Consider the following 21,200-nt stretch of genomic DNA (forward strand, 5'->3'; position numbering starts at 1 on the left):
ATGTGAACCCGTGGACTCACGCGCAGCAGCGTCCGCGCGAACATAACGCTGCGATCCTTGGCGTGCTTCCCCACATGCCCGAACCATGCGACTGTTACGTCTGCGCCTAGTTGTTGCGGCTATCAGCCCACGAGCTGACATGGAAACCATAGGTCACATAACAAGTCTGTTGCACACGCTTTACCAATTTTCACACGCGTCAAGTGAAATCACATGACTGTGAGGTTTGCACTTACTGGGCTTTTAGGGCGGGAGTATCTAACTGTGACTTACGGCACACTGATGGGATCGCCTATCACGTTTCGGTCACAATGCTCCCCCGACACGCCGTTTCCCACTTGACGACGCGCCAAATTCCCGCCCATTCGTCAACCATTGAGGGTTGACGATCAGCTATCGCGCGTCGCCGCCAGAAATGACGTTGCTGCAGCGATCGCGACGAGCGCCGAGAACATTACGGTGACGAGCACCCACGGGACGGCGAAACCGCCGGCTTCAGCGGAGAAGGCGCGGAGGCCTTCCGCATAGTCCGGTTCACCGATCAGCGCGTACTGCCCTTTTTCCACCTGCGCGCGGGAGAGACTATCGCTGACGGCCGCGGTGGAGGCCGGGGTGCGGACAATCACCGTGTCGAAAGCGGCATCCGCATCCGTCACGTTCTTCAGGTCCTGGGCGAGATCCCGCAACTGTCCGGCGGGCTGTCCCGTCTGTTCGAGGACGACGACACCGACACGTCCGGCGGGGCCGGCGGCGCCAGCCTCCCCCGCCCGGATATCGGAAAGGGCGCTCAGCACGTCCGCCTGGAGCGCGTCGTTGACGGGATTGTCGGTGCCGAAGGCTACGGCATCGTCGATAAGCTGTGCTCTCAAGCTGTCGAAATCGGGCGCGCTGGGATCCATGATGTCCGATCGTATCGGGCCGCCGATAGAGTGCCGGGTGGGCGCGCCGAGGGTAGGCGGGGTAGCTGAAAGTCTTAGATAATTGATTGTGTGTGACCAAATACCACCCAACCAACGTGTGTGGCCTAACATTGACGTGTAGGGACCCTGATGGGTCACACACCTAGATTTTCAGTTTTTGACAACGAGAAACGGAGCTCACGTGTCTGAAAGCAAGAACTCCTTCAACGCGAAGAAGACGCTCGAGGTCGGCGGAAAGTCCTACGACTACTACGCCCTCGACGCCGTCGAAGGCATGGAGAAACTGCCCTACTCCCTGAAGGTGCTCGGTGAGAACCTTCTGCGCACCGAAGACGGCAAGAACGTCACCGAGGAACATATTAAGGCCATTGCCAACTGGGATCCGGCCGCGGAGCCGTCCGTGGAAATCCAGTTCACCCCGGCACGCGTCCTCATGCAGGACTTCACCGGCGTTCCCTGTGTGGTCGACCTTGCCACCATGCGTGAGGCAGTCTCCTCCCTCGGCGGCAACCCGGACCAGGTCAACCCGCTGAACCCGGCCGAGATGGTCATCGACCACTCCGTCATCATCGAGGCGTTCGGCTCCGAGAGCGCTCTGGATAAGAACGTTGAGATCGAGTACGAGCGCAATGAGGAGCGCTACCAGTTCCTGCGCTGGGGTGCGGAGAACTTCTCCAACTTCCGCGTTGTCCCGCCGGGAACCGGCATTGTCCACCAGGTCAACATCGAGTACCTGTCCCGCGTCGTCTTCGACAACGACGGCGTTGCCTACCCGGACACCTGCATCGGCACCGACTCCCACACCACCATGGAAAACGGCCTGGGCATCCTGGGCTGGGGTGTCGGCGGCATCGAGGCTGAGGCGGCAATGCTCGGCCAGCCGGTCTCCATGCTCATCCCGCGCGTCGTCGGCTTCAAGCTGACCGGCGAGATCCCGGTCGGCGTTACGGCTACCGACGTCGTGCTGACCGTCACCGAGATGCTCCGCGAGCACGGTGTGGTCCAGAAGTTCGTCGAGTTCTACGGCGACGGCGTCAAGGAGATCCCGCTGGCGAACCGTGCCACCATCGGCAACATGTCTCCGGAGTTCGGCTCCACCTGCGCGATCTTCCCGATCGACGAGGAGACCATCAACTACCTTCACCTCACCGGCCGCGACCAGGAGACTATCGACCGCGTCGAGGCGTACGCCAAGGCTCAGGGCATGTGGCTCGAGCAGGGTGCTGAGGAAGCTAAGTACTCCGAGTACCTCGAGCTCGACCTGTCCACCGTCAAGCCGTCCATCGCGGGCCCGAAGCGCCCGCAGGACCGCATCCTGCTGGAGGAGTCCAAGGACACCTTCCGCAAGCAGCTGCCGGACTACAACACCGCTGGCGAGGGTGCCGCTGAGCCGGTCCGCGCCGAGAAGGTCGACGCGGTCGACTACAACGTCTCCTGGCCGGCGAACGGTGAGTCCGCCGCCGAGGGCGCTGAGGGCCGCGCTTCCAAGCCGGTCATCGTCGAGTCCCCGCAGGGCGGCGAGTACACCCTCGACCACGGCATGGTCGCCATCGCCGCGATCACCTCGTGCACCAACACCTCCAACCCGTCGGTCATGATCGGTGCCGCTTTGCTGGCTCGCAAGGCCAACGAAAAGGGCCTGAAGCCCAAGCCGTGGGTCAAGACCTCCATGGCACCGGGTTCCCAGGTTGTCGACGGCTACTACAAGCGCGCCGACCTCTGGAAGGACCTCGAGGCAATGGGCTTCTACCTCGCTGGCTTCGGCTGCACCACCTGCATCGGTAACGCCGGCCCGCTGCCGCAAGAAGTCTCGGATGCCATCAACGAGCACGGCTTGACCGCAACCGCCGTGCTCTCCGGCAACCGCAACTTCGAAGGCCGCATCTCCCCGGATGTCAAGATGAACTACCTGGCATCCCCGCTGCTGGTCATCGCCTACGCCATCGCCGGCACCATGGACTTCGACTTCGAGTCCCAGCCGCTCGGCCAGGACGCTGACGGCAACGACGTCTTCCTCAAGGACGTCTGGCCGTCCCCGGAGGAGATCGAGGGCGTCATCGCCGACACGATCTCCCGCGAGATGTACGAGAAGGACTACGCCGACGTCTTCAAGGGCGACGACCAGTGGCAGGCACTCGATGTGCCGGAGGGCAAGACCTTCTCCTGGAACGAGGACTCCACCTACATCCGCAAGGCACCGTACTTCGACGGCATGCCGGACGAGCCGGAGGCGGTCGAGGACATCGCTGGTGCACGCGTGCTGGCGAAGCTGGGTGACTCGGTCACCACCGACCACATCTCCCCCGCTTCTTCCATCAAGCCGGGCACCCCGGCGGCGAACTACCTCGACGACAACGGTGTCGCCCGCCACGACTACAACTCGTTCGGTTCCCGCCGCGGTAACCACGAGGTCATGGTCCGCGGCACCTTCGCGAACATCCGCCTCCGCAACCAGCTCGTCACCGACGCTGGTGGCTACACCCTGGATTTCACCCAGGAAGGCAACCCGCAGGCGTTCATCTACGACGCCGCGCAGAACTACGCCGAGAAGAACATCCCGCTGGTCGTCCTGGCTGGCAAGGAGTACGGCACCGGTTCTTCCCGTGACTGGGCTGCGAAGGGCACCAACCTGCTTGGCGTCCGCGCCGTCATCACCGAATCCTTCGAGCGCATCCACCGCTCGAACCTGATCGGTATGGGCGTGCTGCCGCTGCAGTTCCCGGAGGGCGAGTCCCACGAATCCCTGGGCCTGGACGGCACCGAGACCTTCGACATCTCCGGCATCACCGCATTCAACGACGGCGACACCATCCCGGAGACCGTTCACGTCACCGCCACGAAGGACGGCGGCGAGACCGTCGAATTCGACGCCAAGGTCCGCGTCGACACACCTGGTGAGGCTGAATACTACCGCCACGGCGGCATTCTCCAGTACGTGCTGCGCCAGATGGTCAAGAGCTAAGCTCGAGCCGCTAAAGGCCGGATCTCCCCCTGGGGGTCCGGCCTTTTGTTGTGCGCATTTCGCTTATCGACGACACCGTCACCCGCCCCCGAATTCACGCCAACTAGACCAAGCGGTATAGAATCGCCGTCATGTCTCGTCTGCTCTTCCTGTCCCTGCGCGACGGCGCGATCGGCCCTGATGTGTCGATGGCCGAATACAACGATGTCCTCAACGCGACAGGCCTCATGCCGGAGCAGCTCGAACGCCGCATGATCCCCGACGAGCACACACCCTTGGGCAGCCTGGACGGCTTCGACGGCATCATCGTCGGCGGCAGTTCCCTGAATATCACCAACGACGAGTGGTCCCCGTGGCAGCACCACGTCGACGAAGTCCTCGGCGAGGTCGTCGCCGGGCCTCTCCCGGTCTTCTTCGTCTGCTTCGGCCTGAGTTGGCTCACCCACCACCTGGGCGGCTCGGTGGCGCACACGCATCCGGAGGCGGCGGGGCCGACCGTCGTCAAGCTCTTGCCTGCTGCTGCGCAGGATCCGCTGACTGCCGGACTGCCCGCAGAATTCGCGGCGCTGACCGGGCACACGGAAAACGCCGAGCCGCACCCGGCTGAGCTGGAGTTACTCGCCAGCGGCCCGACGTGCCCCGTTCAGATCGTCCGCTACGGCGACCACGTGTGGGCCAGCCAATTCCACGCGGAAATGGACCACGCCGCTATGAAGGCGCGCATGGATTTCTTCTTCGACTACGGCTACTTCCCCGCCGAGGAATACGACGCGATCGTCGCCTCGCTCCCCGGCGTGAACACCACCTACTCCAACGAGCTGCTACGGCGTTTCACCGCGTACTGCGGCCTGAATTAGGCCTCCGACACCGGCGTGGAGCCGTCCTCAAATTCGAACGGGTTCGGCTCGAGCCTACCGCGTTCGACAGCCTCCACGATCACCCGCGCGACGAGCTCGCGCGATGTTGTCGACTCCGCGTCACGCGACTCCGTCAGCACCGCGAGCCCCTTCGCGGGCTCGTCGGTCAGACGCGTCGGACCCAGGATTGTGAACGGCAGGTCCGAAGCAAGCAGACGCTTGTCGACGGCCTTCTTCGACTCCACATACGCGTACCACGATCCACCGTCGTCCTCCGTGGTCGCCTCGGAAGCACCTGCGTAGGAGACCATGATGAAGTGGGGTGCGAATTCGCCGAGCTCCTCTAGAGCGTCAATGGCTTTCAGTGCCGCGTCGCGGTCCACCGCGTAGGTGCGCTCCGCGCTGCCGCCGCCGGCACCGGCGGACCACACGACGGTGTCGAACGGGGTCATCAGGCGCGCCCAGCCCTCCTCATCGAGGGTGGTGAGGTCGTGGACGATGACGGTAGCGCCGGCGTCGATAAGCGCCTGCGCGTGGTCTGGGTTGCGCACGAACGCGGCGACCTTGTGCCCCGACTCAATAAGCAGCGGGACCGTGTGCTTCGACACGTTGCCGCCAGCGCCGAGGACGAGGACGAACTTGCTTGCTTCTTGCGTCTTTTCTTCGGTACTCATGGCTTCCACCGTAGCGATGAATCCCGAACGCTGCTGCCGCCCCAGCGCGCCGTAGGATAGGGCGCATGTACGCGATCATTACCACCACCGGACCGGACCGCGTCGGCATCATCGCCGGCGTCTCGCAGGCAGTCGCCGACCACGACCTGAATATCGTCGACGTCTCCCAGACCATCATGGACGACTTTTTCACCATGATCATGCGCGCCGAGCTGCCGGCCGAGGGCTTCGATCTGGCCGGCCTCCAGGACACGATGATCGAGCTGGGTGGAAAACTCGGCGTGGAGATCCGCGTCCAGTCCGAGGACCTGTTCACCGCCATGAACGAGGTTTAGGAGACGATGGCGAACCAACTCAATTTCAAGGCCTCCAGCATCGTCGATGTCATCTCGATGATCGAAGACTACCGCCTCGACATCCGCACCGTCACCATGGGCATCTCGCTCATCGGGTGCACGCGCGCCACGATGGAAGCGACTGCGGAGGCAGTCTACGACCGTGTCACCGCCCGCGCCGCCCGTCTCGTCGAAGTCTGCGAGGGCATTGAGCGCGAACTCGGCATCCCGATCGTGAACAAGCGCGTGTCCGTCTCCCCCATTGCGCTCGTCGCAGCAGGTGTCGACGGCAACCTCGCCGACATCGCCCGCGCGTTGGACCGCGCGGCGAATGAGCTCGGCGTGAACTTCATCGGCGGCTACTCCGCGCTGGTGGAAAAGGGCGCGACCGAGGCGGATTCCCGCCTCATCCACTCCATCCCCGAGGCCCTGTCGGAGACCAGCTTCGTCTGTGGCTCCGTCAATGTGGCTTCCTCCCGCGCCGGCATCAACATGGATGCTGTAAAGACCATGGGCGACGTGATCAAGGACGCTGCCGCCCGTACCGCCGACGAATCCTCCATTGCCTGCGCCAAGCTCGTCGTCTTCGCCAACGCTGTCGGCGACAACCCGTTCATGGCAGGCGCATTCCACGGCATCGAGGAGCCCGACACCGTCATCTCCGTCGGCGTGTCCGGTCCCGGTGTCGTCGACCGCGCCATCACGCCGCTGAAGGGCAAGTCGCTGAACGAGGTCGCCGAAGAGATTAAAAAGGCCGCCTTCAAGATCACCCGCGCCGGCCAGCTCGTGGGCAACCTCGCCGCTGAGCGACTCGGCGTTCCCTTCGGCATCGTCGACTTGTCGCTCGCCCCCACCGCGGAGATCGGCGATTCCGTCGCCCACATCCTCGAGCACATGGGCCTTGGCCAAGTGGGCACGCACGGCACGACCGCCGCGCTCGCATTGCTTAACGACGCCGTCAAGAAAGGCGGCATGATGGCCTGCTCCCGCGTCGGCGGTCTCTCCGGTTCTTTCATCCCTGTCTCCGAAGACCAGGGGATGATCGACGCCGTCCGTTCCGGCGCCATTTCACTGGACAAGCTCGAAGCGATGACGTCGATCTGCTCCGTCGGCTTCGACATGATTGCTATCCCCGGCGACACTTCTGCCGCGTCCATCGCGGGCATGATCGCCGACGAAGCCGCCATCGGTGTGATGAACCACAAGACCACCGCCGCCCGCCTCATTCCTGTGCCGGGCACAAAGCCCGGCGATGAGGTGAACTTCGGTGGTCTTCTCGGATACGCCCCGGTCATCCCGGTCAGCGAAGTGTCTAACGGGCCATTCATCGAGCGGGGCGGGTTCATTCCCGCGCCGGTGCACGGATTCCGCAATTAGCGCGGCGCGGGGAGAACCTAACTAGTTCTTCTTGCCGTCGCGCTTCTTGCCGACGGTGAAGTAGCTCGCCCAGCCAATCGTGTTCACCGCGCCGATGAAGGTGGTCCAGAACCACTTCGGGCCGCGCAGGTTCTTTGAGTCAGTGCGGGCGAGGTCCCACAGCGCAAAGCCCTTGGCGGCGGTGTCGACCGCGCCGAAGATGCCGGCGGCGGTCTTCTCTTCCTTGCTCAGGGACTTCCAGGCTTCCAAAACAGAGTCAATCGGATTCATGCGTCCAATCATATTCGGCTCTTTCGTGGGCTGTCGTTCCACCCCGAATACGCAGCTTTTGACCGCCGTGGATCTAGATTGCATTTTCAGCGGATTGACTGCGCATTTCCCCAGGCGGGGAGGTTGGCGGCGTGATCGAGATCCACTCGTCGACAAGCATGCTCTTAGGCGAGCTCGACGATTTCCATGTACTCGTCGCTCCAGAGGTCTTCGTCGCCCTCGGGCATGATGATCACGCGCTCGGGCTCGGCGCCTCGAGCGCTCCGAGCTCGGCCGCGTCGACCTCGAGGAGAATTCGGGCGCCAGCGGGTTAAGCTTCTGGGTTCCGCTTCACGGAATCGAAAAGTTCATTCCGTTTCGGCGGGGCGGTATCTTCCGCGGCTCCGATCACGGAGATCGTGCCGTCAGTCTCCAAGATGACCGCCGTTACATCGTTCATGCTCGCCGAACCGCTGCCGCGCACTGCTTGCAGCACCTCGCGCCTAGTCACCCGCTCGTTCTTCATCGTCTCATCGTTGAATCCACCGGAGTAGAAAAGCAGCGCTGGGTCGGACTTCACTAACTTCTCGAAGGACTCAGAGCGCAAGGCCAGTTTAGAAATAAGGTATTGTCCGCCCAGAAGCACGACAATCGCGGTGACGGCTTGAGCCAATTTCACATCGTTGCTGGTCAGGGTCGAAGCGAAAATAGATCCGATGGCGATGGTGATCACGAAATCGAAGATGTTGAACTTCGACAGTGAGCGCTTCCCGCTGATTCGCAGCATTGCGATCAGTGCGATATAGATCAGCACACCCTTCGCTGCGGTGACACCGACGGTGGACCAGTCGTTGTAAAAAATGTTCTCCATTAGGCCAGCTCCACAATCTCCATATACTCGTCGCTCCAGAGGTCTTCGTCGCCCTCGGGCATGATGATCACGCGCTCGGGCTCGAGCGCCCTCACCGCGCCCGGGTCGTGGGTGACCAGCACCACGGCGCCGGTGTACGTCTTCAACGCGTCGAGCACCTGCTCGCGGGACTGGGGGTCGAGGTTGTTGGTGGGCTCGTCGAGAAGCAGCACATTAGCGCGGGAGGACACGAGCGTGGCGAGCGCGAGGCGTGTCTTCTCACCACCGGAGAGTGTGCCTGCCGGTTGCTCGAGCTTGTCGCCGGAGAACATGAACGCGCCGAGCAGTCCGCGAAGGTCCTGCTGGCCGGCGTCGGGGCAGGCTTCGATGGTGTTCTCCCACACGGTCTTGTCGCCGTCGATGGTGTCGTGCTCCTGGGCGAAATAGCCGAGCTTGAGGCCATGCCCGGTGACCAGGCCGCCTTCACCGTCGGTGCGCTCCACGCCAGCGAGAAGCTTGAGCAGCGTTGTCTTGCCCGCGCCGTTGGTGCCCAGCACGACCACGCGCGAACCTTTGTCGATCGCGAGATCCACGCCCGCGAAGACCTCCAGCGAGCCGTACATCTTCGTCAGACCTTTGCCGAACAGCGGGGTCTTTCCGCACGGCGCGGGCTCCGGGAAGCTAATCGACGCCACCTTGTCCGCCACCCGCACCTCGTCCAGCTCGTTCATCATGCGGTCGGCGCGGGCGAGCATTTGCTTGGCAGCCGCCGCCTTGGTGGCTTTGGCGCCGAGTTTGGCAGCCTGCTTCTGCAGCGCGGACGCTTTCTTCTCCGCGTTGGCGCGCTCGCGGCGTCGGCGCGCTTCGTCTTCGGCGCGGGCGTCCTTGTACTTGGAAAAGCCCATGTTGTAGACGTCAGCTTCGGCGCGGACGGCGTCGAGGAACCAGACCTTGTTGCACACGGCGTCGAGGAGTTCGACGTCGTGGGAAATCATGATGAGCCCACCCTCATGTTTGGACAAGAAATCGCGCAGCCAGGTGATGGAGTCGGCGTCGAGGTGGTTGGTGGGCTCATCTAGCAGCAATGTCGTCGACGACTTGCCTGCGCCGTCGTTGGCAGCGAACAGGATCTGCGCGAGCTCGACACGGCGACGCTGGCCGCCGGAGAGAGTCTTGAGCTGCTGGTCGAGGATGCGCTCCGGCAGTCCGAGGTTGTCGCAGATCTGCGCGGCCTCGGCGTCGGCCTCGTAGCCGCCGAGCGCCTGGAAGCGCTCTTCGAAGCGGGAGTATTTGGCGATTGCGGCGTCGCGCTTGGCGCCGTCTTCTGCCTCCATGATTTCCTGCTGGCGCTCCATGGAGGAACGCAGCTGGTCCAGGCCACGCGCGGAGAGCACACGATCGCGCGCGGTTTGCAAAATATTGCCCTCACGGGAATCCTGCGGCAGGTACCCGATCTCGCCGGAGCGCGTCACCGAGCCGCCGTACGGCTCCGTCTCCCCCGACAGGATGCGCATCGTCGTGGTCTTGCCGGCACCGTTGCGGCCGACGAGCCCGATGCGGTCGCCGGCCTGCACGCGCAGGTGCTGGCCGGGCGCGTGCAAGAGGGTTCGGGCGCCGACGCGGACTTCGAGGTCGTTGGTGACAATCACAACGGGTCAGTGTACCGCCGCGGTCAAACCGGATTTCTTAGACCGCGAAGCCGAGGGCGCGAAGCTGCTCGCGGCCTTCCTCGGTGATCATGTGCGGGCCCCACGGCGGCATCCAGACCCAGTTCAGGGTGATGGCGTCGACGGTGCCGGATCCGACGGCGGCCTGCTCGGCCTGCTCCTCGATCACGTCGGTGAGCGGACATGCCGGGGAGGTCAGCGTCATGTTGATCACGGCGCGCTTCTTGTCGGCTTCCTCTTCGATCCAGATGTCGTAGACGAGGCCGAGATCGACGACATTGATGCCCAGCTCGGGGTCGATCACGTCGTGCAGGTACTCGGCGACGTCGGCGGCGAGCTGGATCTGTTCTTCGGTCTGCTCGGGGCGATCGCCCGGTCCGTCGAAACTGGAGCTGGAGGTGTCTGCTTCGTTCGGGGTGGTCATTTCTTGGTCACTCCTTGTTGTCGTTGTTTTCAAGCGCGGTAATAGCATCGCTCGTCGCGGCTTGGAACGCCTTCCAGCCGAGCAACGCGCACTTGACGCGCGCAGGGAATTTGGCCACGCCGGAAAAGGCGATTCCGTCGCCGATCAGCCCCGAGTCGCCTTCTTTCTCACCCTTGGAGGTGATCATCTCTTCAAACGCGTCGAGCTTCGTCATCGCCTCAGCGACGGGACGGCCAATCACTTCCTCCGTGAGCACGCTTGTCGACGCCTGCGAGATCGAGCACCCCTCGGCCTCATACGAGATGTCCTCGACGGTCTCGCCGTCTTCGGACAGGTGCACCCGGAGGGTGAGCTCGTCGCCGCACGACGGGTTGACGTGGTGCACCTCGGCCTCGTACGGGTCGCGCAGGCCCGCGTTCTGCGGGTTCTTGTAGTGGTCGAGGATGACCTCTTGGTACATCGACTCTAGGTTCATGCTCTTCTTTCTACCTTGGCTTTCTACCGTGTGACGGTTCTAGGTGTGCGCTCTACCCACATGCAACGGCGTTAGGCGCCGAAGAATTCCTGGGCGGCACGGATGCCGTCGATAAGCGCGTCGATCTCTTCCTTTGTGTTGTACAGGTAGAAGCTCGCGCGGGCGGTGGATTGTGCGTCGAGACCGCGGTGAGCGGGCCACGCGCAGTGGTGGCCAACACGGATGCAGATACCCTTGGAGTCGAGCACCTGGCCCAAATCGTGCGGGTGGATGCCGTCGACGACGAAAGAAATCGCGCCGCCGCGGTTCTCCGCGGTGGTCGGACCGGCAATCCGCAGGCCGTCGATCTCCTGCATGCGCTCGAGGGCGTAGGCGGTGAGCTCGTGTTCGTGGGCCGCGATCTTGTCCATGCCGATCTCGCCCAGGAACTCGACAGCCGCGCCGAGACCGACGACCTGGCTGGTCATCTGGGTGCCTGCCTCGAAGCGCTGGGGAGCAGCGGCGAAGGTCGTACCCTCCATCTTCACCACCTCGATCATGGAACCACCGGTGAGGAAGGGCGGGAGGGCGTCGAGAAGCGTGCCCTTGCCGTACACGACGCCGACGCCGGACGGGCCGCACATCTTGTGGCTGGAGAAGCCGGCGAAGTCGACGTCCAGCGCATGGAAATCCACAGGCTGGTGCGGCACCGACTGGCACGCGTCGAGAACGGTGAGCGCACCGACTGCTTTCGCGCGGCGGACGATCTCGGCGACATCGGCGACCGCGCCCGTCACATTCGACTGGTGTGTGAAGGCGACGACCTTGACGGTGTCGTCGAGCTCGAGCGAATCGAGGTCGATGCGGCCGTCGTCGGTCATCGAGTACCACTTCAAGGTCGCGCCGGTGCGGCGGGCGAGCTCCTGCCACGGAACGAGGTTCGCGTGGTGTTCCAGCTCCGTGACGACGATGGTGTCGCCTTCGCGGACCTGGAGGTCTCCGGCGCGGTCGTCGCCAAGCGTGTAGGCGACGAGGTTCAGCGCTTCCGTCGCATTCTTCGTGAACGCGATCTCATGCCCCTCAGCTCCCACGAAACGCGCGATGGACTCGCGCGCGGACTCGTATGCGTCGGTGGCTTCCTCGGCCAACTGGTACGCGCCGCGGTGCACGGGAGCGAAGGTGTTCAGCACGAACTCCTCCTCCGCGCGCCACACGCGCTCCGGGCGTTGCGAGGTCGCGCCGGAGTCGAGGTACACCACAGGCGTGCCGTCGCGCACGGTGCGGGAAAGGATCGGAAACTCCCCGCGGATCGCATCAAGGTTCAAGGTTCCGTCGGTGTTCACGTACTGGGTCATGAGCTCGGTTCTGTCTAGATGTCGGCTAAATGGGAGGGAAAGAAAAACGGCCAGCGTATAACTGAGGCTGGCCGTTTGAGAGGGTTTAAACGAAAGCGTCGTAGCCCTCAGCCTCGAGCTTCTCAGCCAGCTCGAAGCCGCCGGAGTGCTTGATCACGCCGTCAGCGAAGATGTGCACGTGATCCGGCCTCACGTAGTTCAGGATGCGCTGGTAGTGGGTGATCATGAGGATGCCGCCGTCGGTCTCGTCCTGGTAACGGTTGATGCCCTCGGAGACGATGCGCAGCGCGTCAACGTCGAGGCCGGAGTCGGTCTCGTCCATGACTGCGAACTTCGGCTTCATGAGCGAGAGCTGCATGACCTCGTGGCGCTTCTTTTCGCCGCCGGAGAAGCCTTCGTTGACCGCGCGCTCGCTGAACGACGGGTCGATCTTCAGGTCGTCGCGCGACTGGTTCAGCTCCTGAACCCACTCGCGCAGCTTCGGTGCCTCGCCGCGCACGGCGGTGACGGCCGAGCGCATGAAGTTGGAGGAGGACACGCCCGGGACCTCGACCGGGTACTGCATGGCTAAGAAGAGGCCCGCGCGTGCGCGCTCGTCGACTTCCAGCTCGAGGATGTTCTCGCCGTCGAGCAGCACCTCGCCCTCGGTCACCTCGTAGGACGGGTGCCCGGACAGGGTGTAGGCCAGCGTGGACTTGCCGGAGCCGTTCGGGCCCATGATGGCGTGGGTCTCGCCGGAGTTGATGGTCAGGTTGACGCCCTTGAGGATCGGGGTCGGATCCTGGCCTTCCTCGAGCGGGAGGACCGAGGCGTGGAGGTTCTTGATTTCCAGGGTTGACATAGAACTCTTTTCTCTTTCGTCTTAAAAGGGTGTTGCCTTGGCCAGGGCCTTACAGGTCGACCTGCTCGAGCTCGCCGGACACACGGTTAATCAGCTCGTCGCGCACGGATTCGACCGGGATGCGGTTGAGCACCTCGTTGAAGAATCCACGGACGATGAGGCGGCGTGCCTCGCCGTCGGGGATGCCGCGGGACTTGAGGTAGAACAGCTGCTCCTCGTCGAAGCGGCCGACGGTGGCGGCGTGGCCGGCACCCGGGATATCGCCGGTCTCGATCTCGAGGTTCGGGATGGCGTCGGCGCGTGCGCCGTCGGTCAGGACGATATTGCGGTTTGCCTCGTAGGTCTCCGTGCCGGATGCGTTGGAACGGATCAGCACGTCGCCGACCCAGCAGGTGCGTGCGTCGGGAAGCTTGGAGTCCTTGTCGCCCTGAAGTGCACCCTTGTAGAGCACGTTGGAGCGGCAGTACGGGTGGTTGTGGTCCACCAGCAGGCGGTTCTCGATGTACTGGCCGTCGTCGGCGTAGTAGACACCGGTCAGCTCGACGTCGCCGCCGGAACCGGCGTACTTCACGCGCGGGGTGTTGCGGACGACCTCGCCGCCGAAGGTGGCCACGGTGTGGCGCAGGACGGCGTCGCGACCGACGACAATGCTCTGGGCACCGACGTGAACGGCGTCATTCTCCCACTCCTCGTCGACGATGACGTTGACGTGGGCATTGTCACCGATGACGAAGTTCACGTTGTCGGCGTGGGTGCCGGAGCCCTCGTACTGCACGATGACGGTGGCGCGGGCGCTCTCCCCTGCCTCGACGTGCACGCCTGCGAAGGTGGTGTTGTCCAGGCCTGCACCGGTGGTGGTGATCACGACCGGCTCAGCCAGATCCGCGTTGGCCGGGATGGACACCACGGTCGCGTGCGGCATGGAGGTCCACGCCTGCGCGGCGATACGGTCGGTGGGGGCGGTGACGGCCTTCAGGCGTTCGTCGTCACGCGAAACTTCCTCGACGGTGACCTCGCTCGGCGCCTTGACATCGATCTTCGCCTCGGTCTGCTCGGCGAACTTGCCGTTGTGCAGCCCCCGAAGGCGACGCAGGGAGACGAAGCGCCACACCTCGTCGCGGCCCTGCGGCGCCTCGAAGTCGTTGACGTCGTAGGAGGCGAACAAGTCGCCCTTGTTGTCGTGGAAGGTCGCGTTGCCCACGCGCTCCTTTTTCACAGCGGTCTCGGTCATATTTAGCCCACCGATCCTTCCATCTGCAGTTCAATGAGGCGGTTGAGCTCGAGCGCGTACTCCATCGGGAGCTCCTTCGCGATCGGCTCGATGAAGCCGCGGACGATCATCGCCATCGCGTCTTCCTCGGAAATGCCGCGGGACATGAGGTAGAACAGCTGCTCCTCGCTCACCTTCGACACCTTCGCCTCGTGGCCCAGGGTCACGTGGTCGTTGCGGATGTCGTTGTACGGGTAGGTGTCCGTGCGCGAGATGTCGTCCACCAAGAGTGCGTCGCACTCGATGTTGGAGGTGGAGTTCTTCGCATTCGCGTTGATCTGCACAAGGCCGCGGTAGGCGGCGCGGCCGCCGTTGCGGGAGACCGACTTGGACACGATATTGGAGGAGGTGTTCGGCGCCATGTGGACGACCTTCGCACCGGTGTCCTGGGTCTGGCCCTCGCCGCAGAACTGAGCGGACAGGACTTCGCCGCGGGCGTTCGGGCCCGTCATCCAGACAGCCGGGTACTTCATGTTCACCTTGGAGCCGATGTTGCCGTCGACCCACTCCATCGTTGCGCCTTCCTCGGCGCGGGCACGCTGGGTGACCAGGTTGTACACATTGTTGGACCAGTTCTGAATCGTGGTGTAGCGGCAGCGCGCGTTCTTCTTCACGATGATCTCGACCACAGCTGCGTGCAGCGAGTCGGACTGGTAGATCGGCGCGGTGCAGCCCTCGACGTAGTGAACGTAGGCGTCCTCGTCGACGACGATCAGGGTGCGCTCGAACTGGCCCATGTTCTCGGTGTTGATGCGGAAGTAGGCCTGCAGCGGGATCTCCACGTGGACGCCCTTAGGCACGTAGATGAAGGAGCCGCCAGACCAGACAGCCGCGTTCAGCGCGGAGAACTTGTTGTCGCCGGCCGGGACGACAGAACCGAAGTATTCCTTGAACAGCTCCGGGTATTCGCGCAGACCCGTGTCGGTATCGACGAAGATAACGCCCTGCTCTTCAAGGTCCTCGCGGATCTTGTGGTAGACGACCTCGGATTCGTACTGGGCGGCAACACCGGCGACGAGGCGTTGCTTCTCAGCCTCCGGGATGCCCAGCTTGTCGTAGGTGTTCTTGATATCTTCCGGCAGGTCTTCCCAGCTCGTCGCCTGCTGCTCAGTGGAGCGGACGAAGTACTTGATCTGGTCGAAGTCGATGCCGGAGAGATCGGGACCCCAGTTCGGCAGGGGCTTCTTGTCGTAGATGTCCAGCGCCTTCAGGCGCTGCTCGAGCATCCACTCCGGCTCATTCTTGGCCGCAGAGATCTCGCGCACGACATCTTCGTTGAGACCGCGGCGGGCAACGGAACCTGCCTCGTCGGAATCGTGCCAGCCGTAGTTGTACGGCCCCATCGACTCAATGATCTCGTCGTCGTTCATCGGCTTTTCCAGGCCGGGTGCGGGAGTCGTACTAGTCATCGTCTCCGCTCCTTTCGCATTGTGTTTCCTCCAGCTTGGTGCTCCTTGCGAGACTGATATGCGCGGTGCACACCCCGTCACCGTTCGCGATCAGCGCCAACGGTGCGACGGTGGAACCTACCAGTTCCGCAATTAACTCGTGCTCTGCCTCACAGATTTCCGGGTATTCGACCGCGACGGCGTGTACCGGACAGTGGTGCTGGCACAGTTGCAGACCCGAGCCTACGTGGTTCGTTTCAGCGGCGTAGCCGTGGGCTGCGAATGCGTCCGCGACCTCGGCTGCGGCGTGCGCCACACCTTCCGCATCGCGGACTTTTCGCTTATCGACGCTCCCCGCCACTCCCAACAACCGCTCCGCCCGCTTGCGCGCGAGCTTCCTCACGGCTTCGCGACCGCCGAGCGCTTTGACTTCGGCGAAAGCTGCGAGCGCGAGCTCGTCGTAGCCGCTGCCGAAGTGGTCCCGGCCGCTGTCGGTGAGGCGGTAGTGCTGAGCGGGACGCCCACGCACCGGTTTCCCCGCCGGCGATTGCGCCGGGGCTTCGCATGCCTCCACCAGGTCTGAGTCGAGCAACTTGTCTATGTGCCGGCGTACGCCGGCAGGTGAGAGACCGACTTGCTCGGCGAGCTCGGCAGCGGTGGCGGGCCCGGACCGGAGCATGCAGTCCATGATGCGCGTGCGGGTCTGACCGTCGGTCGACCGTTGCGCGCCCATCTGTGCACGTGCCATTGCCGGAACTGGCCCCTTTCTACTGTGACTATGTCTGCCGATTTCGCGTTGCTTTCGGTATCTCTCTACCTTTAGACAACACTAGTGTGCGTTAAATTCCGTTTCTCTTCAAGGTCCGGGTGTGACCGGCGTTTCACCCCTAGCCGTGTGTGAGGGGCGCACGGCGGCGGTGCACCAGAATACGGCGGTCGGTTTAGTACACTACGGCTGTGAATTCGGCGCCCCGCGCGCACCGGTCCAGCGAATCTAACGGATCGAGTACAGCGCAACAGCAAGAAACGGCGGGTGATGCGGGCCACGGCGGCCCGACCCGCCGAGCTTTCGGGCGCCGCGGACACTCCCCAGTTCTGTCGATCGTGCGGGAGCTGCCCCGGCTCGGACGGCCCGGTTCCCGCTCGGCGGAGCTCCACACTGGGCCCCTTGGCGGGTCCGCGCCTTCGGCGCCAGCGTCGCTGTGGGAGCGCAACCGATTCGAGCTCCTCCGCGTCATCGGACTGGTGGGCACCCTCCTCATTGGCCTCGGCGGCCTCGGCGGCGGCGCATTGCCAGTGGTGGACGCTTCCGCTGCCTCATTCGGTTCGATGCCGCTCGGGGCGTTAATGGGGAGGATGATGCTGGCGTCGTCAAGCCTTGTGCTTGTGGGTGTTGCCGTGCTCGTTTTCGCCTGGCTGCTGATGGGCCCGTTCGTCGGCGTTGGCGACGGCTCCCCGCGCGTCGATGTGGCTGTGCTGCTGCGCACCTTCGGCGCGTGGATTGTGCCGCTCATTTTCACCGCGCCACTGTTCACCCAGGATATTTACTCGTACCTGGCGCAGGGCGCGATCGTGGCCGACGGGATGGACCCGTACGCCGCAGGCCCGGTTGAACTGCTCGGGCACGAGCATCCGCTGGCGCGCAGTGTGCCGTTCATCTGGGCGGAATCGCCATCGCCGTACGGCCCGGTGGCGCTCGGCATTTCCTCGGTGGTTGCGCAGCTGACCGGATCGTCGATCTTCTGGGGCGTTGTCTGCCACCGAATGCTGTCGCTGCTCGGTGTCGCTGCTGCGGCGTGGGCGATCGTGGCGCTCGCACGGCGTTGCGGCGTCAGCCCTGCTGCCGCCGTGTGGCTCGGCGTACTGAATCCGCTCGTGGTTTTGCACCTGATCGGGGGAATCCACAACGAGGCGATCATGATGGGCTTTTTGCTCGTCGGCCTCGAGCTAGGGCTGCGCGGTATCGATTGCCTCGGCGGGACTGCCGCGCGGGGGTGGGCACTGCTCGTCGTCTCTGGGGTGCTCATCAGCTGCGCCGGCATGGTCAAGGTGACGGGTTTTCTCGCCCTGGGCTTTATCGGCATGGCGCTGGCGCGGCGCTGGGGCGGAGCGCTCGGAATCGCCGGCGCTGTGGTCGTGCAAAGCGCAGTCATGGCGGCCTCCGTGGCAACCGCGACCGCGGTCACCGGAATCGGCCTCGGCTGGGTCACCGGCCAAGGCGGCGCGGCGACGATCCGCAGCTGGCTGTCCGTCACCACCGATATCGGAGTAATCTCCGCGGTCACCGGTCAACTGCTCGGTCTCGGCGACCACTCGGAAGCGGCATTAGTGATCACCCGCACCGTGGGATTGATCATCGCCGCAGGCTTCATCCTCCGCATGCTGTGGGCGACGTTCAAGGGCACGATTCACCCCGTTGGGGGGCTCGGCGTGGCCACGCTCGTGCTAGTGCTCCTCTTCCCGGTCGTGCACCCGTGGTACCCGCTGTGGGGCATCATGCCGCTGGCCGGGTGGGCCAACCGGACCTTCTTCCGCGCAGGTACTGCCGCTTACAGCGCGCTGTTCAGCTTCGTCGTGCTCCCCCGCGGGCTCGCGCTGCCCGCGGACGCGGTGGCGACGATCTACGTCAACGCACTCCTTGCGGTTCTCCTCATCGCGACCGCCGCGTGGGCGTGGTTAAGGCTCCGTGGACAAAAAGTTCTACACTAAGCCCGATGAAACCAGCACCAGATTCCGGCGGCGCGGCTGTTGAAGCGGCTCCCGACGCGGCTCTCGAGGTCCGCGACGTGGTCAAGACGTTCGGCTCCGTCACCGCCGTCGACCACTTGAGCTTCACGGCGCGCCGCGGCGAGGTGCTGGCGTTGCTCGGACCAAACGGCGCAGGCAAGACCACCACGATCGAAATGTGCGAAGGCTTCACCGCGCCCACGAGCGGATCGATCTCGGTGTTGGGAATGGACCCGCAGCAGCACGGGGAAAAGGTGCGGGAGCGCATCGGCATCATGCTGCAGGGCGGCGGCTCCTATTCCGGCATCCGCGTCAGGGAGATGCTGGAGCTCACCGCCTCGTATAACGCGGACCCGCTCGATCCGGCGTGGCTCATGGACATTCTCGGCCTGAACAAGGTCGCCGCAACGACGTACCGGCGACTTTCCGGCGGCCAGCAGCAGCGGCTCTCGCTCGCATTGGCGCTCATCGGCCGCCCCGAGCTCGTCTTTCTTGACGAGCCGACTGCAGGCATGGACGCGCAATCGCGCCGCGCGGTGTGGGATCTCATCAGCGCGCTGCGCCGCGACGGGGTCACGGTCATCCTCACCACGCACCTCATGGACGAGGCGGAACGGCTCGCGGACCACGTCGCCATCATCGACCGCGGCGCGCTCGTCGCGCACGGCACACCGCAAGAACTCATCGACGCCGGAGCCAATCCCGCCCTGCGCATCCGCACAGACGGCCCGCTCGACCTTTCGGGAATCACGCAAGAAGTAACGCTTATCGACGACTCCCCCCACACCTACCTCCTCCCCTCCTCCGGCGACCCGCAGGTCATCTCCGCCGTCGCCACTGCGGCCGCGCAGCAGAATGTCCTGATCAAGGAACTCGGTGTGCGCCACCGCACCCTCGAGGACGTCTTCCTCGATCTCACCGGCCGCGAACTGAGGGCGTGATCTCCATGACTGATACGCAACGACCTGCTTCTGAGCACTTCCCTTCCGAGCGTTTCGCGCCGGGCACGTTCGCCCCGGCTCCGCAGCGCGCGAGCGCCACCCGCATGATCGCCTCGCAGGGCAAGATCGAAGCGATCCTTCTTCTGCGCCACGGCGAGCAGATTCTGGTGAACCTGCTCATTCCCGCCGCCATCATGATCGGCGCGGCCGTTGTCCCGGTGCTGGGAGACCAGACGAGCCTCAACCAGATCGTCACCATGGTCTTTTCCATCGCCGCCGCGTCGGCCGGGTTCACAGCGCAGGCGATTTCGCTAGCTTTTGATCGCCGATACGGTGCTTTGAAGCGCACTGGCGCGTCCGGCGTTCCCGCGTGGACGATCATCGCGGGCAAGGTGCTCGGCGTGCTGGCCACCGTGCTCGTGCAGATCGTCGTCCTCGGCGGCATCGCGCTCGCTCTGGGCTGGCGCATTTCCCCTGTCGGCGCCGTCCTCGGTTTCTTGACCTTGCTCGCCGGCGTCACGACGTTCACTGCGCTGGGCTTGCTGCTCGGTGGCACACAGTCGTCCGAAATCGTTCTCGCCGGCGCAAATTTCATTTGGCTGGTCATGCTGGCTGTGCTCGGCTGGGTGGTCTACTCCGGCAACCTCGGAACCCCCGGCGTGTGGGACCTCGTCCCCACTGTCGCGCTCGCCGACGCGATGGACGGCGCCCTGTCCGCAACCATCCACCCGTGGGCGTGGCTGGCCCTGATCGGGTGGGCCATTATCGCCGTCGCGGGAACTATCCGCTGGTTCAGATTCGACGGATAATAGGACAGTCTTGTCCAGATTCACTTCCGACCACGTGAAAGGCACACTCCGACCGTGAGTACCACCGCCACGACCTCGACCCCGCCCGCTGAGCGCATGAGCTTCTGGGACCGCCTGAAGAGCACCCCCACTGTGAAGGCACAACGCATTTTCGCCCTCATCGTGCTCGTCGCACAGGCAGGCATCACCTTCACCGGTTCGCTCGTGCGCGTCACCGGCTCCGGCCTCGGCTGTGACACGTGGCCGTTGTGCCACGAAGGCTCCCTCTTCCCGGTGCCGGGCGCGAACCCGTGGGTGCACCAGGTCATCGAATTCGGCAACAGAACCCTGACCTTCGTCGTGGCAGCAGCGACGATCGTGCTGTTCATCGCCGTACTGAGGGCTAACCGCCGCAAGGAAATCATCGTGCTGTCCGTCGTCTCCGGCGTCGGCGTGCTGGTGCAGGCCATCATCGGAGGCATCTCCGTGCTTCTCGACCTGCGCTGGTGGTCCGTGGCCATCCACTTCCTGCCGTCGATGATCCTCGTCTTCGTCGCCGCCGTGCTGTACATGCGTGTCGCTGAGCCCGACGACATCGCGCCTGAGCGCCGCTACTCCCCGACCGCGCGCTGGCTCGTTGTCGCCGCAGCCGTCGCCCTGTGCGTCGTGCTTGTCACCGGCACCATGGTCACCGGGTCCGGGCCGCACTCCGGCGACGCCGCCGCCGGCATGGAAGGTCGCCTCGAGCTGCCCACACGCACCCTCGCCTATGTGCACGCCGCGTCGATGTACATTTATCTCGCCTTCACCATGTTCGCCGTATACATCCTGCGCCGCGACAACGCCCCGAAAGACGCCTACAAGAGCTCCCTGGTGCTCATCGCCATGATCGTGGTGCAGTGGGCAATTGGTGTCGGCCAGTTCTATCTCGGCGTGCCGCGCTGGACCGTGCCCATGCACATCGTCATGTCCGGCGTCGTCGTCGCATTCACCGCATTCCTCTTCGCCCACGGCAACCGGCGTCTTCCGCTGCTGGAGGCGGGGCAGTACAACACGAGCTCGTCGTAGAGCTTGCGCGCCGAAGAAAAACCCGGCGCAGCTCGCCTGACCACGCGTAACCT

Annotated in this window: 21 protein-coding genes; 9 read left to right on the forward strand and 12 right to left on the reverse strand. The window is 64.2% G+C overall.

All coding sequences use genetic code 11. The features are described from left to right. Window positions 1-389 precede the first annotated feature (389 nt). Window positions 390-899, reverse strand: coding sequence for an Rv1476 family membrane protein (locus CAPP_RS06085; RefSeq protein WP_076598576.1), 510 nt, complete (start codon window positions 897-899; stop codon window positions 390-392). Between the two features lie 202 nt (window positions 900-1,101). On the opposite strand from CAPP_RS06085, the gene acnA reads away from it, so the two are divergent. Then, window positions 1,102-3,882: an aconitate hydratase AcnA gene (acnA, locus tag CAPP_RS06090; RefSeq protein ID WP_076598577.1), complete on the forward strand. Its 2,781-nt coding sequence runs from the start codon at window positions 1,102-1,104 to the stop codon at window positions 3,880-3,882. A 131-nt stretch (window positions 3,883-4,013) separates the two neighbouring features. Beyond that, on the forward strand, window positions 4,014-4,739 hold the full coding sequence (locus CAPP_RS06095; protein ID WP_076598578.1) for a glutamine amidotransferase-related protein: 726 nt from the start codon (window positions 4,014-4,016) through the stop codon (window positions 4,737-4,739). On the opposite strand, the gene CAPP_RS06100 is transcribed toward CAPP_RS06095, so the two are convergent. Then, a complete protein-coding gene (locus CAPP_RS06100; RefSeq protein ID WP_076598579.1) occupies window positions 4,736-5,413 on the reverse strand; it encodes an SDR family oxidoreductase in 678 nt (225 codons plus the stop codon). The genes CAPP_RS06095 and CAPP_RS06100 overlap by 4 nt on opposite strands. A 65-nt stretch (window positions 5,414-5,478) precedes the next feature. Between CAPP_RS06100 and CAPP_RS06105 the strand changes: the two genes are divergently transcribed. Beyond that, entirely contained in the window at window positions 5,479-5,748 is a 270-nt protein-coding gene (locus CAPP_RS06105; protein WP_076598580.1) for an ACT domain-containing protein, read from the forward strand. A gap of 6 nt (window positions 5,749-5,754) precedes the next feature. Beyond that, window positions 5,755-7,125 (forward strand): PFL family protein, encoded by a 1,371-nt coding sequence (locus CAPP_RS06110; RefSeq protein WP_076598581.1) that lies wholly within the window; start codon window positions 5,755-5,757, stop codon window positions 7,123-7,125. Between the two features lie 21 nt (window positions 7,126-7,146). Here CAPP_RS06110 and CAPP_RS06115 read toward each other — a convergent pair whose 3' ends face one another. Beyond that, window positions 7,147-7,395 carry a hypothetical protein gene (locus tag CAPP_RS06115; RefSeq protein ID WP_076598647.1) on the reverse strand — a complete coding sequence of 83 codons (249 nt, stop codon included), beginning with the start codon at window positions 7,393-7,395 and terminating at the stop codon, window positions 7,147-7,149. 131 nt (window positions 7,396-7,526) lie between these two features. On the opposite strand from CAPP_RS06115, the gene CAPP_RS06120 reads away from it, so the two are divergent. After that, complete coding sequence (locus CAPP_RS06120; RefSeq protein WP_076598582.1) at window positions 7,527-7,709, forward strand: hypothetical protein; 183 nt, start codon at window positions 7,527-7,529, stop codon at window positions 7,707-7,709. Here CAPP_RS06120 and CAPP_RS06125 read toward each other — a convergent pair. From CAPP_RS06125 to CAPP_RS06165, 9 genes are all read right to left on the reverse strand, one after another. Beyond that, entirely contained in the window at window positions 7,706-8,245 is a 540-nt protein-coding gene (locus tag CAPP_RS06125) for a DUF421 domain-containing protein (RefSeq protein WP_076598583.1), read from the reverse strand. The two genes, CAPP_RS06120 and CAPP_RS06125, sit on opposite strands and share 4 nt — an antisense overlap. Further along, window positions 8,245-9,873, reverse strand: coding sequence for an ABC-F family ATP-binding cassette domain-containing protein (locus CAPP_RS06130; RefSeq protein ID WP_076598584.1), 1,629 nt, complete (start codon window positions 9,871-9,873; stop codon window positions 8,245-8,247). Before CAPP_RS06130 ends, CAPP_RS06125 begins: the two co-directional genes overlap by 1 nt. A 37-nt stretch (window positions 9,874-9,910) precedes the next feature. Next, complete coding sequence (locus tag CAPP_RS06135; protein WP_076598585.1) at window positions 9,911-10,315, reverse strand: metal-sulfur cluster assembly factor; 405 nt, start codon at window positions 10,313-10,315, stop codon at window positions 9,911-9,913. Between the two features lie 7 nt (window positions 10,316-10,322). Then, window positions 10,323-10,790 carry a Fe-S cluster assembly sulfur transfer protein SufU gene (sufU, locus tag CAPP_RS06140; RefSeq protein WP_076598586.1) on the reverse strand — a complete coding sequence of 156 codons (468 nt, stop codon included), beginning with the start codon at window positions 10,788-10,790 and terminating at the stop codon, window positions 10,323-10,325. A 71-nt stretch (window positions 10,791-10,861) separates the two neighbouring features. Further along, complete coding sequence (locus CAPP_RS06145; RefSeq protein WP_076598587.1) at window positions 10,862-12,124, reverse strand: cysteine desulfurase; 1,263 nt, start codon at window positions 12,122-12,124, stop codon at window positions 10,862-10,864. Between the two features lie 85 nt (window positions 12,125-12,209). Then, the gene (gene sufC, locus CAPP_RS06150; protein WP_076598588.1) at window positions 12,210-12,965 is read right to left on the reverse strand and encodes a Fe-S cluster assembly ATPase SufC; all 756 of its coding nucleotides are present in this window, start codon (window positions 12,963-12,965) and stop codon (window positions 12,210-12,212) included. A gap of 49 nt (window positions 12,966-13,014) precedes the next feature. Beyond that, window positions 13,015-14,196: a Fe-S cluster assembly protein SufD gene (gene sufD, locus CAPP_RS06155; RefSeq protein ID WP_076598589.1), complete on the reverse strand. Its 1,182-nt coding sequence runs from the start codon at window positions 14,194-14,196 to the stop codon at window positions 13,015-13,017. 2 nt (window positions 14,197-14,198) lie between these two features. Then, the gene (gene sufB, locus CAPP_RS06160) at window positions 14,199-15,644 is read right to left on the reverse strand and encodes a Fe-S cluster assembly protein SufB (RefSeq protein WP_076598590.1); all 1,446 of its coding nucleotides are present in this window, start codon (window positions 15,642-15,644) and stop codon (window positions 14,199-14,201) included. Beyond that, a complete protein-coding gene (locus tag CAPP_RS06165) occupies window positions 15,637-16,371 on the reverse strand; it encodes a helix-turn-helix transcriptional regulator (RefSeq protein ID WP_076598591.1) in 735 nt (244 codons plus the stop codon). Before CAPP_RS06165 ends, sufB begins: the two co-directional genes overlap by 8 nt. A gap of 356 nt (window positions 16,372-16,727) precedes the next feature. Between CAPP_RS06165 and mptB the strand changes: the two genes are divergently transcribed. The 4 genes from mptB (at window position 16,728) to CAPP_RS06185 (ending at window position 21,147) form a co-directional block, all read left to right on the forward strand. Then, window positions 16,728-18,332 (forward strand): polyprenol phosphomannose-dependent alpha 1,6 mannosyltransferase MptB, encoded by a 1,605-nt coding sequence (gene mptB / locus CAPP_RS06170; protein ID WP_234958730.1) that lies wholly within the window; start codon window positions 16,728-16,730, stop codon window positions 18,330-18,332. Between the two features lie 5 nt (window positions 18,333-18,337). Next, on the forward strand, window positions 18,338-19,291 hold the full coding sequence (locus CAPP_RS06175; protein ID WP_076598592.1) for an ABC transporter ATP-binding protein: 954 nt from the start codon (window positions 18,338-18,340) through the stop codon (window positions 19,289-19,291). Between the two features lie 5 nt (window positions 19,292-19,296). Further along, the gene (locus CAPP_RS06180) at window positions 19,297-20,100 is read left to right on the forward strand and encodes an ABC transporter permease (RefSeq protein ID WP_076598649.1); all 804 of its coding nucleotides are present in this window, start codon (window positions 19,297-19,299) and stop codon (window positions 20,098-20,100) included. A 96-nt stretch (window positions 20,101-20,196) separates the two neighbouring features. Continuing rightward, window positions 20,197-21,147, forward strand: coding sequence for a COX15/CtaA family protein (locus CAPP_RS06185; RefSeq protein WP_076598650.1), 951 nt, complete (start codon window positions 20,197-20,199; stop codon window positions 21,145-21,147). Window positions 21,148-21,200 lie beyond the last annotated feature (53 nt).

Origin of the sequence: Corynebacterium appendicis CIP 107643 (assembly GCF_030408415.1) — a bacterium.
Lineage (GTDB): Bacteria > Actinomycetota > Actinomycetes > Mycobacteriales > Mycobacteriaceae > Corynebacterium > Corynebacterium appendicis.

Coding starts and splice junctions, on each gene's coding strand:
- CAPP_RS06085 (WP_076598576.1), bottom strand. CDS start 899: ATGGATCCCAGCGCGCCCGATTTCGACAGCTTGAGAGCACAGCTTATC.
- CAPP_RS06095 (WP_076598578.1), top strand. CDS start 4,014: ATGTCTCGTCTGCTCTTCCTGTCCCTGCGCGACGGCGCGATCGGCCCT.
- CAPP_RS06100 (WP_076598579.1), bottom strand. CDS start 5,413: ATGAGTACCGAAGAAAAGACGCAAGAAGCAAGCAAGTTCGTCCTCGTC.
- CAPP_RS06105 (WP_076598580.1), top strand. CDS start 5,479: ATGTACGCGATCATTACCACCACCGGACCGGACCGCGTCGGCATCATC.
- CAPP_RS06110 (WP_076598581.1), top strand. CDS start 5,755: ATGGCGAACCAACTCAATTTCAAGGCCTCCAGCATCGTCGATGTCATC.
- CAPP_RS06115 (WP_076598647.1), bottom strand. CDS start 7,395: ATGAATCCGATTGACTCTGTTTTGGAAGCCTGGAAGTCCCTGAGCAAG.
- CAPP_RS06125 (WP_076598583.1), bottom strand. CDS start 8,245: ATGGAGAACATTTTTTACAACGACTGGTCCACCGTCGGTGTCACCGCA.
- CAPP_RS06135 (WP_076598585.1), bottom strand. CDS start 10,315: ATGACCACCCCGAACGAAGCAGACACCTCCAGCTCCAGTTTCGACGGA.
- sufU (WP_076598586.1), bottom strand. CDS start 10,790: ATGAACCTAGAGTCGATGTACCAAGAGGTCATCCTCGACCACTACAAG.
- CAPP_RS06145 (WP_076598587.1), bottom strand. CDS start 12,124: ATGACCCAGTACGTGAACACCGACGGAACCTTGAACCTTGATGCGATC.
- sufC (WP_076598588.1), bottom strand. CDS start 12,965: ATGTCAACCCTGGAAATCAAGAACCTCCACGCCTCGGTCCTCCCGCTC.
- sufD (WP_076598589.1), bottom strand. CDS start 14,196: ATGACCGAGACCGCTGTGAAAAAGGAGCGCGTGGGCAACGCGACCTTC.
- sufB (WP_076598590.1), bottom strand. CDS start 15,644: ATGACTAGTACGACTCCCGCACCCGGCCTGGAAAAGCCGATGAACGAC.
- CAPP_RS06165 (WP_076598591.1), bottom strand. CDS start 16,371: ATGGCACGTGCACAGATGGGCGCGCAACGGTCGACCGACGGTCAGACC.
- CAPP_RS06175 (WP_076598592.1), top strand. CDS start 18,338: ATGAAACCAGCACCAGATTCCGGCGGCGCGGCTGTTGAAGCGGCTCCC.
- CAPP_RS06180 (WP_076598649.1), top strand. CDS start 19,297: ATGACTGATACGCAACGACCTGCTTCTGAGCACTTCCCTTCCGAGCGT.
- CAPP_RS06185 (WP_076598650.1), top strand. CDS start 20,197: ATGAGCTTCTGGGACCGCCTGAAGAGCACCCCCACTGTGAAGGCACAA.